General features: G+C 38.8%; 14 protein-coding genes. 11 read left to right on the forward strand and 3 right to left on the reverse strand.

Annotated elements, in window-relative coordinates:
- Positions 1 to 10: 10 nt before the first annotated feature.
- Positions 11 to 418, forward strand: coding sequence for a hypothetical protein (locus V7097_RS05625; protein ID WP_335702625.1), 408 nt, complete (start codon positions 11 to 13; stop codon positions 416 to 418).
- A gap of 261 nt (positions 419 to 679) precedes the next feature.
- Here the strand turns inward: V7097_RS05625 and V7097_RS05630 are convergent, their stop codons facing one another.
- Positions 680 to 1876, reverse strand: a complete 1197-nt coding sequence (locus tag V7097_RS05630) for a DUF4085 family protein (protein WP_335702626.1) — start codon at positions 1874 to 1876, stop codon at positions 680 to 682.
- A gap of 214 nt (positions 1877 to 2090) precedes the next feature.
- Here V7097_RS05630 and V7097_RS05635 point away from each other — a divergent pair, with 214 nt between their 5' ends.
- Positions 2091 to 2546, forward strand: a complete 456-nt coding sequence (locus V7097_RS05635) for a cupin domain-containing protein (protein ID WP_335702722.1) — start codon at positions 2091 to 2093, stop codon at positions 2544 to 2546.
- A 189-nt stretch (positions 2547 to 2735) separates the two neighbouring features.
- Complete coding sequence (locus V7097_RS05640; protein ID WP_335702627.1) at positions 2736 to 4787, forward strand: catalase; 2052 nt, start codon at positions 2736 to 2738, stop codon at positions 4785 to 4787.
- A 214-nt stretch (positions 4788 to 5001) separates the two neighbouring features.
- Here V7097_RS05640 and V7097_RS05645 read toward each other — a convergent pair whose 3' ends face one another.
- Complete coding sequence (locus tag V7097_RS05645) at positions 5002 to 7218, reverse strand: PQQ-dependent dehydrogenase, methanol/ethanol family (protein ID WP_335702628.1); 2217 nt, start codon at positions 7216 to 7218, stop codon at positions 5002 to 5004.
- Between the two features lie 245 nt (positions 7219 to 7463).
- On the opposite strand from V7097_RS05645, the gene V7097_RS05650 reads away from it, so the two are divergent.
- On the forward strand, positions 7464 to 8027 hold the full coding sequence (locus V7097_RS05650) for a tyrosine-type recombinase/integrase (RefSeq protein WP_335702629.1): 564 nt from the start codon (positions 7464 to 7466) through the stop codon (positions 8025 to 8027).
- Positions 8028 to 8132: 105 nt separating this feature from the next.
- Here the strand turns inward: V7097_RS05650 and V7097_RS05655 are convergent, their stop codons facing one another.
- Positions 8133 to 8822, reverse strand: a complete 690-nt coding sequence (locus tag V7097_RS05655; RefSeq protein WP_335702630.1) for a universal stress protein — start codon at positions 8820 to 8822, stop codon at positions 8133 to 8135.
- 252 nt (positions 8823 to 9074) lie between these two features.
- Between V7097_RS05655 and V7097_RS05660 the strand changes: the two genes are divergently transcribed.
- The 7 genes from V7097_RS05660 (at position 9075) to mnhG (ending at position 14907) form a co-directional block, all read left to right on the forward strand.
- On the forward strand, positions 9075 to 11492 hold the full coding sequence (locus tag V7097_RS05660) for a Na+/H+ antiporter subunit A (RefSeq protein WP_335702631.1): 2418 nt from the start codon (positions 9075 to 9077) through the stop codon (positions 11490 to 11492).
- Entirely contained in the window at positions 11476 to 11901 is a 426-nt protein-coding gene (locus tag V7097_RS05665; RefSeq protein ID WP_335702632.1) for a Na(+)/H(+) antiporter subunit B, read from the forward strand. The genes V7097_RS05660 and V7097_RS05665 overlap by 17 nt, the downstream gene beginning before the upstream one ends.
- A complete protein-coding gene (locus tag V7097_RS05670) occupies positions 11901 to 12239 on the forward strand; it encodes a Na(+)/H(+) antiporter subunit C (protein WP_335702633.1) in 339 nt (112 codons plus the stop codon). The genes V7097_RS05665 and V7097_RS05670 overlap by 1 nt, the downstream gene beginning before the upstream one ends.
- Complete coding sequence (locus tag V7097_RS05675) at positions 12232 to 13722, forward strand: Na+/H+ antiporter subunit D (protein ID WP_335702634.1); 1491 nt, start codon at positions 12232 to 12234, stop codon at positions 13720 to 13722. The genes V7097_RS05670 and V7097_RS05675 overlap by 8 nt, the downstream gene beginning before the upstream one ends.
- A gap of 69 nt (positions 13723 to 13791) precedes the next feature.
- On the forward strand, positions 13792 to 14268 hold the full coding sequence (locus V7097_RS05680) for a Na+/H+ antiporter subunit E (RefSeq protein ID WP_335702635.1): 477 nt from the start codon (positions 13792 to 13794) through the stop codon (positions 14266 to 14268).
- Entirely contained in the window at positions 14268 to 14555 is a 288-nt protein-coding gene (locus V7097_RS05685) for a Na(+)/H(+) antiporter subunit F1 (RefSeq protein ID WP_335702636.1), read from the forward strand. Before V7097_RS05680 ends, V7097_RS05685 begins: the two co-directional genes overlap by 1 nt.
- Positions 14530 to 14907: a monovalent cation/H(+) antiporter subunit G gene (gene mnhG, locus V7097_RS05690; protein ID WP_335702637.1), complete on the forward strand. Its 378-nt coding sequence runs from the start codon at positions 14530 to 14532 to the stop codon at positions 14905 to 14907. The genes V7097_RS05685 and mnhG overlap by 26 nt, the downstream gene beginning before the upstream one ends.
- Positions 14908 to 15114 lie beyond the last annotated feature (207 nt).

Consider the following 15114-nt stretch of genomic DNA (forward strand, 5'->3'; position numbering starts at 1 on the left):
GGGAGAACGTATGGAAAAACTGCTATTAACCGTTATTACTATATTTATCCTGGTTGGTTGTCAATCACCAAAGGGAGGGTTAGTGCTCAACGCCATTAGTAAAATATCGATATCTGAGTCTGAAGGGTATGGGGGATTAAATGAAAATTATTTTACCACCATAGATTCTGAAGAAATGGTGCAGGTCTTTGAAGAAGTCGTGAAAAGTACAGTACAAACAAATGGCATCGTAAAAAAGAACCGTCCGGATTTCGACATATTGGTCCAATATGCGGATGGCAGTACCCATGGTCTTCATCTTTCACTGGGGAATGAAGGGGATGAAAGTATATTGATGTATGTTGGTCATGAAAGTACAACGTACATTGTCAGACCCGATGGAACAGAAAAGTTAAGACAAATGATAGAAACAGAATAAATCTAGGAGTAGAGGATGAATATTGGTCTAGGTCTATCATAATACCCCTTGCGTTCAATTTTATTATTTTAGGTGTCCTTGCAAACAAAATCCTCAGCAAGATTACAAGATATGGACTACTAGGTATAGGGATATCAATTGCAATAGTAAGTGTTCTGCTTCTCACTGGCATATATGACCCATATGCCGACCATATTCGATGATGGGTTACATGGACAGGTCCCTTGTCCCCAAACTGGGACGAGTGACCTGTGTCCCACACTATTCAATCAATGAACGATATTTTTCGACAACGTCGTCGGTTAAGATTCCAGTTTTATAAAAATGGTTTGCATAAACACTTGCTATCATTTCATTCTCTTCGGTAATAGTCATCTTAGTCAAAACCCGATTGATCATTTCCGCTAATTCAAGTGGGTTATTGTACATCGTATTCCAAGCTCGTACTTGCATCTCCAAATCATCGCTTAGTGCTGACGCTTCGATTTCATCCGTGGGTATTGGTTCATCCAAATGTGCATATGGGTCTTCATAAACATCCGTATAAATAAACTGAATTGGATTGTACTCTTCCAAATCATAAGTAAAGGACTTATTCCCGACTGTAACAATCATTTCATTTTGTGTAAATTCAAGCTTCCCATTTTCTAATGTGATAGGTTCAGAGAATGCTTTGATGGCACTTGTCAAATGGGGAGTATTCAGCCAATAGCGAAAGTCCGGATTTAATTGTGCAACATAATCCTCAAATGTTGTCTCTTCCAATTTTTCTTCATGATTCAGTAAAGTATATTGAGCCGGACGATAAAGATAATATGCATCCAAACTCTTCATGGAAATTGTCCATTCGGTTTCAGGACATTCGAACAACACACGAAAAGCAAAACCATCGTCTGTTTTCTGCAACTCATAATAGACAATCCAATGTCCGACCTCTAACGGTTCATCGGATTCTTCAGTTAATACATTTTCAAAAATGAAATGAATATGAGCTTTCGATGAGAAACCGCCATCCGTATTGATATACAGGTGAAGCGTATTACCTTCACGCTCGATGCGCTCAATGGTTGAATCGTGCAAGCTTTCCGCGAAGACATCTTGAACGGCATCTGATAAAAAAGTAACAGCATTTGCTGTTTGTTCATGGGCAGCATCTAAAATTTGCTCAAATTCTGTGTCGGACTCATGCATCCATTGCAGGTAATCATCGCGAACGGATTTAGGCAATGTTGGCAGATTTAAGGTTCCATTCTTCACATACTGGATGAAACGCTCTGGTAAAATCTGCAGGAGTTCCTCTTTCACTTCCTCAAGTTCTTCTTTTAATCGAGAAAAAATATCCTCGCCTTCTTCTTTGGCCTCTCTTAATGAATACTCCCAATCTTCATCAGATTCGTGAATCGGTAGAGTATTACACTTTGAAAATTTTTCTTTCGCTTGTTTCGTTAGATTCCACATAGCCTCACCCCAGGGTAGTTAATGAAAATAGTATAACATGTTTTTTCTAGGTCACCTTCACGGTTAAGTGTGCATAGAATAATTTATCAATCTGTGGAGGGATCAGGAAAAAATGTATTATGTACCTTATGTGTATCCATATCATCATCACCACCATTATTATGACCACCATTATTATGACCATCATCATCATCCGTACTATATGAATGTCCCTATGCATCACTGGGATTATTATCAAACACCCATGTATAGAGAAAAATATGAGATCAAAGATCATGGAAAAAAGCCATATGTAGTCAATATAAATGAAGCCACTAAGCATAACAATACCTATCGCACTGCGATTTGGACAGGCGACCACTTGCAGGTGACTTTAATGAGTCTACATGTTGGTGAAGATATTGGGCTGGAGATGCATCCACATGTTGACCAATTCTTGCGTATTGAACAAGGGAACGGCATTGTTCAAATGGGGAATAGAAAAGACCATTTAGACTTTGTGCGTAGAGTCAATGACGATTCAGCCATTTTCGTACCTGCTGGTACCTGGCACAATGTAACCAATACAGGAAACATCCCGTTAAAACTGTATACCATCTACGGACCACCAAACCACCCATTCGGCACAGTCCAAAAAACAAAAGCTGAAGCTGAACATGAGCATCATTAATATTATGTAATCTACGGAAAATATCTTTCGTTAACCTACTAGTATGGGCAGAGCCAAAAACTCTGTCTCTTTTTATTGGAGTTTATTCGCCAGATTCAATCAATGTTTTACCTTTTTAACAGAGCTTTAAATAGAGAATAATGGATTCCGGCTTTTCATAGTATGTAACGAGAGAGGAGGCATGGTGAATTGAGCGATGATCGTAAGAAAAATAGAAACAGCAAGGATGAGCAGTTAGACAAATTCCGGGTAGATGACAAGGGTCAAAAGCTTACGACAAATCAAGGGTTAAAGGTATCTAATGATGAATTTTCCTTAAAAGCAGGGGTACGCGGCCCTACCATAATGGAGGATTTTCATTTTCGTGAAAAAATGACCCACTTTGATCATGAACGAATTCCAGAGCGGGTCGTTCATGCTCGTGGTTTTGCAGCATTTGGTGAATTCCAAGTGTATGGCGATAGCATGAAGAAGTATACGAGAGCAAAGTTCTTACAGGATCCAACTATGAAAACACCGGTTTTTGTTAGGTTTTCCACCGTCGTCGGTTCAAGAGGTTCAGCTGATACGGTACGTGATGTTCGGGGATTTGCCACCAAGTTTTATACAGAAGAGGGCAATTATGATTTAGTGGGTAATAATATCCCAATCTTTTTTATCCAAGATGCAATTAAATTTCCGGACATGGTGCACGCAATCAAACCGGAGCCGCACAATGAGATACCACAAGCATCCTCCGCCCATGATACATTTTGGGATTTTGTCGCGAATAACCAAGAAACCGCCCATATGATCATGTGGCTGATGTCCGACCGAGCGATTCCAAGAAGCTTCCGGACGATGGATGGATTCGGAGTTCACACTTTCCGTCTAGTTAATGAGGCAGGTAAATCACACTTTGTTAAGTTCCATTGGAGATCAAAGCTTGGTGCACATTCTCTGGTGTGGGATGAAGCACAAAAAATTTCCGGAGAGGATCCTGACTTCCATCGCCGAGACTTATGGGAAAACATTGAGAAAGGGAATTTTCCTGAGTTTGAATTAGGTGTCCAAATTCTTGATGAAAGTGATGAGTTTAAATTTGATTTTGATATATTAGATGCCACAAAGATTTGGCCTGAGGAAGATGTTCCAGTGAGAATGATTGGCAGAATGACGCTAAATCGAAATGTGGATAATGCATTTGCAGAAATAGAACAAGTTGCTTTTCACCCCGGACATGTGGTGCCAGGTATTGATTTTACGAATGATCCATTATTACAGGGACGATTATTTTCTTATACGGATACACAGTTAATCCGTCTTGGTGGACCAAACTTCCATGAGATTCCGATTAACCGCCCAGTTTGTCCATTTCATAATAATCAGCGCGATGGCTATCACCGTCAAACAATTAATGTGGGCAAGGTGAGCTATCACAAAAATTCATTAGCGGGGAATACACCTGCACCAGCAAGTGTTGAAGAAGGTGGCTTTGCCCATTATCAGGAAAAAGTAGAAGGACGCAAAATACAAGCTAGAAGTGATAGCTTTAAAGATCATTTTTCACAAGCTACCCTTTTCTGGAATAGCATGAGTCAACCTGAAAAAGAACATATAACTAACGCTTTTCAATTTGAGTTAGGCAAAGTTCAGAGTAAATCAGTTCAGCTGCAAGCGGTAGACATGTTTGCGAATGTTAATCTTGGATTGGCAACCGATATAGCAAATTATCTAGGGGTTAATCCGCCAAAAGGTGGAGGATCGAACGTAAAAAAATCCTCACCTGCACTTAGTCAGCTCAACACAAAATTCAGCCCTAAGACTAGGAAAGTCGCGGTAATTCTTACCGATGGTTTTAATGGTCCAGATGTAAAAAATGTACTAGATGAATTGAAAGCGAATGGAATCCAACCTGAAACCATTAGTGAAAAATTAGGTGCTGTTAAAGGCTCAGATGGTACCGAGCTTAAGGTTGACCACACCTTTTTAACAACTGCATCGGTATTATTTGATGCAATACTTATGGTGAGGGGAAGTAGAACGAGCAAAAAGTTCAATAAAGATGCAGCGCATTTTATTCATGAAGCCTTCACACATTATAAGCCAATTGGTGCAATGGGAGAAGGGAAGAAGTGGCTAGAAGTTAATCGCATTGAAAACTCTCCTGGTGTCGTTATGGCAGACGATAAGGGACAATTTACAAAGGAATTTATCAATGCTGTAAAAGGACATCGTTTCTGGCAACGGGAAATAGTTTAGTAGTAGGATAGTTTAAAGTCACTAGAAATTTTTTTGAAGGTTACTTCTAATTTAAGAAGTTAACTTTCCCTTTTTGCGATTTATTGAAATGCATCAATGTTAGTTTCCTATGTGCGAGATTTAATTTTCACCGACTCCTAAAAATATATGTAGATGATTTAAATTATTTATGAAAGAAAAAAGGTAATCGCTCAACGAACGATTACCTTTTCTGTCATTTCCCAAGCCCTTGTAAATACTCAACTAACGCATTAATTTGATTATCATCTATTGTGTCTTTAAATGGAGGCATTCCGGCGCTACCATTTTTAATTTGATCGATTAATCTTTCCGTGTCTTGGACTAATTCGTTATTTTGAAGTTTTGGTCCATTGTGACCACCGACACCGTTGTCACCATGACAAGCCAAGCAGTTGTTTTTGTATACATCCAAGCCCTCATGTGCAGTTGATTTGTCTTTTTCTTCTGCATCCTGCTTTTTATCGGTAGCAGCAGGGTCATTAGCTGTTGGTGATTTGTTGATTTTATCTTCAGGTATATCTTCTAGTGATGTATAAGCACCTTCTAAAGAGAATGTGTAAATCTTGTCACCGTGAGTAGTTCCTGCAAGCGAATTACCTGCTGCAAAAATTGAGATATATTGCTTACCATCAATTTCATAGGTGATAGGAGGTGCGTTTGCTCCCGCATCCATTGTAAACTCCCATAGCTCGTCTCCGTTTGTTGCATCATATGCAATTATTCGTCCATCATTATGTCCTGCAAAAAGGAGATCACCTTTTGTTGTTAAAAGGCCACTATAGGCAATCTGATCCCACTTTTTTTGCCAAACTATTTTATTGGTTTTAATATCTAGTGCCGTTACCGTTCCAAGTCCAGGTGCGTATGCTACTGGTTGCATGATACTTCCGAGCCATACTTCCCCTTCTTTGAAATTATTCGCTTCATCTTCTTCGTTATGTGCGAATGAAAAATAAGTATCATTCGCTTGTACGTAGAAAAGTTCGGTATTCGGGTTATAGGCCGATGGTGGCCAGTTTGCTCCACCTTGAGGTCCTGGTTTTACTGTAACTGGTTCATCCCAGAACGGTGTAAAAATATTACCTATGATACCTTTCCAATCTTCTGGAAGGTCTCTTTTCACATCCTCCTCCGTTACTGTCTGTGGAATGAACGCATCTCCGACAGGGAATGGCTGAGTAGGTGATGTCTTTTGTCTCGGCTCCTGTGGAACTGGTTTTTCTTCTATACCGACCAGTGGCTCTCCGTTTGTTCGGTCCAATATGTAGATCCAGCCTGTTTTTCCAGCTTGAGCAATTCCTTTTCTCATCTTTCCATCCTTCTCTACATCAAACAGAACGACCGGGTTTGGTGCATCATAATCCCAAATATCATGGTGTACTTCTTGGAAGTGCCATTTGTATTCCCCAGTTTTCGCATCTAATGCGAGAACTGAATCCGCAAATAAATTGTCTCCTTCACGGTTACTTCCATCAAGGTCAGGAGCAGTGTTACCAGTAGAGAAATAGATAAGTCCTAATTCTGGGTCAATCGCTGGCGTTTGCCAAACAGGTGCTCCACCTTTTTTCCAGGAATCATTGTCCTGTGGCCATGTGTCATGCCCAACTTCATCAGGACCAGGAATGGTGTAGGTTTTCCAAAGCTGTTCACCCTTCCCAGCATCATATGCGGCAACAAACCCACGAATACCATATTCACCACCGGCAATCCCAGTATATAGCATTCCGTTATAATAAAGTGGTGCACTTGTAATGGTGTAACCTTTTTCAGGATCTTCAACTTTTGTTTCCCAAACAAATTCACCTGTTTTTTGATTTAAGGCAATTAATCTTCCATCTAAAGCTCCAATAAATACTTTTCCGTCACCTAATGCTACACCGCGACTTGTCCAGCCACAGCATACGGTATCTAGATTTGCTGCTAATTGAGGACGGTATTCCCAAATTAACTCACCGGTTTTCGCATCAATCGCTTGAACATCGTTAGCTCCAGTAATGGTGAACATAACCCCATCATAAACAATCGGCGTTGCTTCACCTGAATACTTGAACTCATAGCCAGAGCCAAGACTTGTGACCCATTCAGCTTTTAAACCTTTTACATTTGATTTGTTGAGTTTATCTAATGGAGAGTACCTTCCATTATAGATATTTCCGCCGTTAGTGATCCAATCTCCTGCGGGTGCAGCAGTTAAATCATCCGCCGAAAATTTAGGAGCCATTTTTCCTGGATAATCTTTGTGTTGTACGGAAAAATGCTTGTCTTTGTCTACTTTCTGATTTGCTTCTTCTTGGTTTTCAAGGCCTTGTTCTGCCTGTTCCTCTTCGCCGATGTTTTGTGAAATTATGACACCAGCTCCGATGGCAATTACAAGAAGCAAGGCGATGACGATCCATGCAATCTTACTCATACATTTAAAACTCCTTTCCATAGTGATAATGGTGATAATTGTTAAAAATATTTTTTATAATTTGCCCTGCATTAAATAAAATAATCCTTTTTTGGAATAGAATTTGAGGCGTTTTTCCCGGCTTTATTAATATTTACAGAAAAACAGGGAAAACTTTCTTCAATGAATTTGTAAGCAATTTTCTTGTCATGTTACTTAATCTGTGTTAGTTTTATGTTATGTAACATTAGTGGGAGGATAAACTGATGGAGTTTGTCGATCCAATTCGGGACGTAAACAAAATAAATGAAATCAAAGAAGTATTAAAAAAGCAGTCCCAAAGAGACCTATTGCTTTTTGTATTCGGTATAAATACAGCGGTTAAGGTAAGTGATTTACTCTCATTACGTGTTGAGGACGTGTGGGATGAATCGGGAATGAAAGAATTCTTATATGTGAAGGATGCTACAAGCGAGGAAGTAAAAGCCTATTATTTAAACAATATGATAAAGAATGAACTAAGTGAGTATTTAGAAACCCATGAATATAAAGGTAGTGATTTTTTATTTAAATCAAAAAAGGATAACCAACCAATCTCTAGGCAACAGGCCTATCGGATTATCAATCATGCTGCTAAAGAGGTTGGGATTCCCGGAAAAGTGGGCATGCACACGCTTCGGAAAACATTTGGTTATCACGCCTACTTAAAAGGAATTGCGATTTCCATCTTAATGGACATCTATAACCATCATTCTCCATCTGAGACATTCAAATATATCGGGATTAATAAGGAAGAGGAAAATTTAGTGAAAGTGGATGTAAACTTATAACCTTATACTGCGGATCAAAGAATAAGAGCGCCACGGCCTGATGCCTTCGTCTTTGTGACCCACATCGTATGGGCCTAAAAAAACTCCACCTTGGAGGTGGAGGAATTATAAAAAGTTATCATCATCGATATTTGTATTCATTTCTACATTGGTAAAATCAGTTACGATATCATCATTCACTTGAACCTGTAAAGTCTTCTGATCCTTCATAAATTTAAAAATACCATTATTAAAGTCAGTGCCAAATTCCTTAAAGAAGATTCCTTCGTAGATCACAGCTCTTGTATGTTTAAAGATAAGACGATACTGATTATCATCTTGAACCAGATATGCACGAACTCCTTTTTCAAATTGACCTTCAGTATTCTTTAAATACCGTGCAACTGAAATGATATGGAGGTCAACAAAAGGAATTTCTTTTAATAATGAGTTAATAATTGAACCTTTCGCGATTTGCTCCCAGCGACTTTGTGCGGTTTGACCAAGAATAATTTGGGTAACATTTTTCTCTCTTGCGACATCTGCAATCACTTTTGAAATTGGTCTTTTTTCATTGTCCTTTATAATAAATGCATCCGCACTATGTTGTTCAGCAAGTTCCTTCCATCTCTCAATGTATGCTACCTTTTCAGGATCAAGATCATCAAAAGGCTTTGGATCGACGGTTAGGATATAAAGTGGACAATCTAGCATTTTTGCAATCTTGCAGCCACGTTGGATGAGACGTTCACCATTTGGACCATAATATACACAGACAAGAATACTCTCATCCATTCTTTCTTTTATCATTTTCATTATTACTCACCTCAGAGTTGATGTGAAATCATTGGCCTAGCCAATTTCCGTTTCATAAATACCAAGAAAATAAGGAACCCTAAAAAGTAGCACCTTTATTTAGCCGGGCTTACATTTAACACACCACCTATAAAAAGTAGAAAAATTGATCTTATATTTATAAACTATGTATGACTATATCGCATGCTACAAAATGAGTCAATCCATTAAATTAATTTGTAAAAAGTATCCTTATTTAGGGAGGGGATTCCATTGTATTGGTTCCAGTTTTTAATCATGCTACCATTTATTTTTGCCGTGTTTGTTCCTATATTATATAAAAAATTTACCCCACGAATTCATACAGGTTGGTTCGTATTCTTCGTGCCACTTCTGATATTTTCTTATCTTATAACATTTATTCCCACTATTGCAAACGGGAATACCATCATCACAAGCATTCCTTGGATGCCTTCCTATGATATCAATTTCACAACATATATTGATGGTTTAGGTTTAATTTTTGGATTGTTAATAACGGGTATAGGCGCATTGGTCATCTTATATTCAATATTTTACTTATCAAAGGAACGTGAAGAACTCCATAACTTTTACGTATATTTACTGATATTTATGGGAGCGATGCTCGGTTTAGTTTTCTCGGATAATGTCTTTGTTTTATATGTATTCTGGGAAATGACAAGTGTGTCATCCTTCTTATTAATTGCGTACTGGTATGAACGAGAAAAGTCACGCTATGGTGCACAAAAATCAATGTTGATTACGATTTTTGGTGGTTTAGCGATGCTTGCAGGTCTCGTTATGGTTTCAAGTGCCGCTGGAACTTACAGCATTCGTGAAATGCTTCTAAATGTCGATGCCATTTCATCAAGTGCCTTATTCATACCAGCAATGGTATTAATACTACTCGGTGCTTTTACAAAATCAGCTCAGTTTCCGTTTAGCATTTGGCTGCCTGACGCTATGGAAGCTCCAACACCTATTAGTGCATATTTGCACTCTGCAACAATGGTAAAGGCGGGCATCTATTTAGTTGCACGATTAACGCCTATTTTTGGTGGTTCCAATGTTTGGTTTTGGCTTGTTACAGGTGTCGGATTAATCACATTGCTATATGGATCAGTCAATGCGGTACGTCAGACGGATTTAAAAGCACTATTGGCATATTCAACAATCAGTCAATTAGGTTTAATTATGAGCCTTTTAGGTCTAGGCTCTGCTGCCATGTATTACGGATTAGGAGACGAGACGGTGATGTATGGTACGGCTATCTTTGCAGCCATTTTTCATTTAATCAACCATTCAACCTTTAAGGGAAGTCTCTTTATGGTAGTTGGGATTATTGACCATGAAACGGGGACTCGTGATATTCGAAGACTGGGCGGTCTTATCCATCTTATGCCTATTTCCTTTACGCTTACGGTGATAGGTAGCTTTTCAATGGCAGGGTTGCCTCCATTTAATGGTTTTTTAAGTAAGGAAATGTTTTTTGCGGCAGTTAATAATGCTGCAAAAATGGACTTTTTCCACATGGGGACAATAGGGGTACTCATTCCTGTTGTTGCATGGATTGCAAGTGTTTTTACGTTCATTTATTGTATGATTCTTGTATTTAAAACGTTTAGAGGGAAAAATAGGCTTGATAAGGATCGCGTTGTTCATGAAGCACCGTTTGGAATGCTAATTTCACCGATTATTTTAGGGTCGCTTGTGATTATTGGTTTCTTTTTCCCAAATATCCTTTCAACTTATTTATTAAAGCCAGCTTTGACTTCCATATTACCTGTGCTTTCAGAGGCAGAGGTCTTGGATCTAAACATAAAAGCATGGCATGGCTTTTCGAGTCCGGAACTATGGATGACAATCGGGGTAGTTGTTCTTGGGACGATTCTTTACCTCAATCTTAGAAAATGGTACCGAATTTATAACTCCTATCCACAGTCACTTACGATTAATAATCTATACAATCTTGCTTTAGATAAAATGGAACAGATTTCAGGTTCTATCACAAACTTTTACATGACGGGTTTCATTAGGGACTATCTGGTTTATATCTTTGGCTTCATGATTATAGCTGTCGGTGGATCTATTTGGTTACTTAATGGAGTTTCATTTGATTCTTCAAATGATAACCCGGTTACACTATTTGAAATTGCCATTATGATTTTTGCTGTTGTTTCAGCAGTTACTGTGTTATTTTCAAAGTCGAGAATTTCATCGATCGTAGCAGTGGGCGCACTTGGATTTTTTGTAGCATTTTTCTTTGTATTATTCCGAGCACCTGATTTAGCGTTGACACAATTAGTTGTAGAAACTGTGACAACAGTTTTATTCCTACTGTGTTTTTATCACTTACCGCAACTGCGTAAAGAAATTAGTCGGATCCCGTTCAAGTTAACCAATGCGATTATTTCCATTGGGGCAGGAGCAGTTGTAACAATAGTCGCTTTATCGGCAAATGGAAATCGACTTTTTGATTCAATTTCAAGCTATTATGAAAATGCATATGAACTAGCGGGAGCAAAAAATATCGTTAATTCAATCCTTGTTGATTTCCGTGGGATTGATACGATGCTAGAGATTCTTGTTTTAAGTATTGCAGGTCTTGGTGTGTATTCATTAATTAAGTTACGTTTAGCAAAGGAGGGATCAGATGAAAGAGCCGAATGATGTCATTATCCGTAGTGTAACGAAGGTTGCGGTTATTATCATTTTTACATTTGCCATCAACTTGTTTGTTTCGGGTCACCACCATCCGGGCGGTGGTTTTATTGGTGGCTTAACATTTTCGGCGGGATTGGTTCTTCTGTTCCTTAGCTTTGATATTGAAACGGTTCGTAAAAATCTGCCACTCGATTTTAAAGTGGTCGCAGCGATTGGGGTATTAATCGCAGTAGGCACAGGGATTGGCGGCATGCTTTTTGGTGCTCCATTTTTAACACAAACATTTGGATATATTGAGATTCCTGTTTTCGGGGAAACAGAGCTCGCATCAGCGGTATTATTTGACATAGGTGTCGCCATGGCAGTCATTGGAACATCGCTCACAATTATAATGAGTATAGGTGATGATCGATAATGGAAACTTTAATGTCTATTCTAGTTGGAATCCTATTTGCAATCGGGATTTATCTTATCTTAACGAAAACTCTATTACGAATCATTTTAGGAACCTCTATACTCGGTCATAGTGTGAACTTACTCATTATTACAATGGGGGGACTTGAAAAAGGTGGACCTCCATTGCTGGGAATAAAGGGAATATCCTATGTTGATTCATTGCCACAGGCACTTCTTTTAACAGCAATAGTTATTAACTTTGCAACAACAGCATTATTTTTAGTGCTAAGCTACCGTGCGTACAAGGTGTTAGGCACGGACGATACCGAGCAATTGAGAGGTAACAGCGATGGGTAATTTAGTCATTTTTCCAATCATCATTCCAATCATTGTTGGGATGATCTTGGTTATTTTTCGAAAAAATATAAAGATGCATCGAGTGCTAAGTCTTGTTACAGTAATTAGTATATTTGTGGTTTCTTTGGTACTCATGCATCGAATAAAAATAAAAGGTATTCAGGTTCTCCAATTAGGTGGCTGGGAAGCGCCATTTGGAGTAAGTATGGTTGCAGATATGCTAGCTGTAATCTTGGTTATGGTCACAAGCGTTGTGACGTTCTGCTGTCTAGTCTATGCATTTAAGACAATCGGAGAGGAGCGGGAATCATTTTATTTTTATCCGCTCATTTTATTCTTAATTACAGGTGTGAATGGTTCCTTCCTGACAGGTGATATTTTCAACTTGTTCGTTTGTTTTGAAGTCATGCTCGTTTCTTCATATGTCTTGATATCGTTAGGTGGTACGAAAGTTCAACTTCGAGAATCAATCAAATATATTTTAGTGAACTTGATTTCGTCATTTTTATTTTTAGTGGCAGTTGCCTATTTATATGCGATGACAGGTACATTGAATATGGCTCATCTATCTGTTCGGATTGCAGAGGCTGGCCAGGATGGAGTAATGACAACAGTAGCAATTTTATTTTTAATCGTATTTAGTTTGAAAGCAGGTCTGTTTCTATTCTTTTGGCTACCTGGCTCATATAGCGCCCCGCCAACAGCGATAGCAGCCATTTTTGCAGCGCTTTTAACAAAGGTTGGAATTTATTCGATTATAAGAGTGTTCACGCTTATCTTCTACCATGAGCCAGAAGTAACGCATCTATTAATCGGTATTTTAGCAGCTGCTACAATGCTGCTTGGAGCGTTCGGAGCTGTTGCATATTGGGATGTAAAAAGAATCATTACCTATAATGTAGTAGTAGGTGTTGGATTTATTTTAGCTGGTGTCGCTTCGTATACGGCAGAAGGGATTACGGGTTCTATCTATTATTTAATCCACGATATGATCGTGAAGGCACTGATCTTTTTATTAGGCGGAACGATTATTTATTTCACTGGGACGAGTAATTTAAAAGAATTCAGTGGGATCATGCGGCTACAGCCAAAATTTGGCTGGATGTTTTTCATTGCTGCTTTGTCGCTTTCGGGAATCCCACCCCTTAGTGGATTTTTAGGGAAAATCTTTATCACAGAGGGGACGTTTACATCCGGTTATTTTTGGCTTGGTGGAATTGGTTTATTGACTAGCTTAATGGTTCTCTACTCGATTATGAAAATCTTTATGAACGGATTTTGGGGATATACAGACGTACCGGAAGAAAGTGAATCAATGTCTTTAAAAGGATTGTTATTACCAATGGGGATTCTTACGGTTTTGACAATAGCGCTTGGAGTAGGGGCAGAAGGGATTAGCGAGTATGTTGATCTTGCTGTTGAAGTCATTATGAATCCAAGCATCTATATTGATGCAGTTTTAGGTAATGCTTTTATGGAATAGAGTTTGCAAGCGGCTAGGTTCGTTTGATAAAATCACGCGGCATTTCTATATTGGAAAGGGGTGGTAACAATGCCCATGCAAGTCCTAATCAATTTGCTTATCGGTTTTATTTGGATGTTTCTTCAGGATAGTTGGACCGCTCTAACTTTTTTAAGTGGTTATATGTTTGGTTTAATTGTACTTTTTATCCTGAGGAGATATTTTCCACATCAATTTTATGTAGTAACTTTACTTGCCATTATTAAATTGTTCCTTGTATTTATACACGAGTTGTTTACTTCAAGTGTTTTAGTTATAAAACAAGTTATGAGACCGAAAATTAATATTACTCCGGGCATTTTTACCTTAGAGACAGAGTTAGAAGGGGACCTGGAAATAACCTTGCTTGCGATGTTATTAACATTAACTCCTGGTTCGGTTGTGGTTGAAGTTTCACATGATGAGAAAAAGTTTTATATCCATGCAATGGATATCCCGGAATCAAGTGATGCTGTGATACGTTCAACAGCAAAATTTGAAGAGGCAATAAAGAGGGTGACGCGCTAATGATCAAAGCAATCTTAATCATTTCAATGGGGTTTCTTACATTTGCTATTTTTGCAACGATTTACAGATTAGTAAAAGGACCGTCGGCCTCTGACAGAATTCAAGCCCTTGATGTTTTAGGAATAAATATTATTTCGGGGGTTGCGATTTTTTCTGTGTTTTTAAGGAATACCGGATTTTTTGAAGTGATTTTATTAATCGGGATCCTTTCCTTCATCGGAACGATTGCCTTTGCAAGATTTATTGAAAGAGGTGTTGTCATTGAGCGACGTAAACAATCCGATTGAGATCATAGAAGTTCTAGCGGTTTTATCGATTTTAGTAGGCACCATCTTTTGTTTTTTAAGTGCAGTGGGATTAATTCGATTACCTGATGTATACACACGTGCTCATGCAGCATCGAAAGGCTCGACAATGGGAGTTCTGTTTATATTAGTAGGAACGTTTCTATTCTTCATTATGGAAGGCACTTTTAGCATTCGCTTATTTCTAGGAATCTTCTTCGTATTCCTAACTGCCCCAGTCGCAGCACACGTCATCATGCGCTCCGCCTACCGCTCCAAAGTCCCTCTCGCTCCACAAAGCGTCCAAGACGACCTAAAGGGAATCATCGAGATTGAAGGGGAGAGAGAGCAGTAGGGATTGGGGACCACGGGGACGGTTCTAGTGGTTCCGGTGCGGATGTTCAGGACCATGGGGACGGTTCTCATGGCTCCTGTGCGAAAGTACTTCAAAGTGGATGAAGGATCAAACGAATCAAAATAGAAGTCGAAACGTCCTTCATAAGCCTAATGAAGGATCAAACGAATCAAAATAGAAGTCGAAACGTCCTTCATAAGCCCGATG

The organism is Bacillus sp. JJ1562 (assembly GCF_036962705.1).
Taxonomy (GTDB): Bacteria; Bacillota; Bacilli; order Bacillales; family Bacillaceae_L; genus Ferdinandcohnia.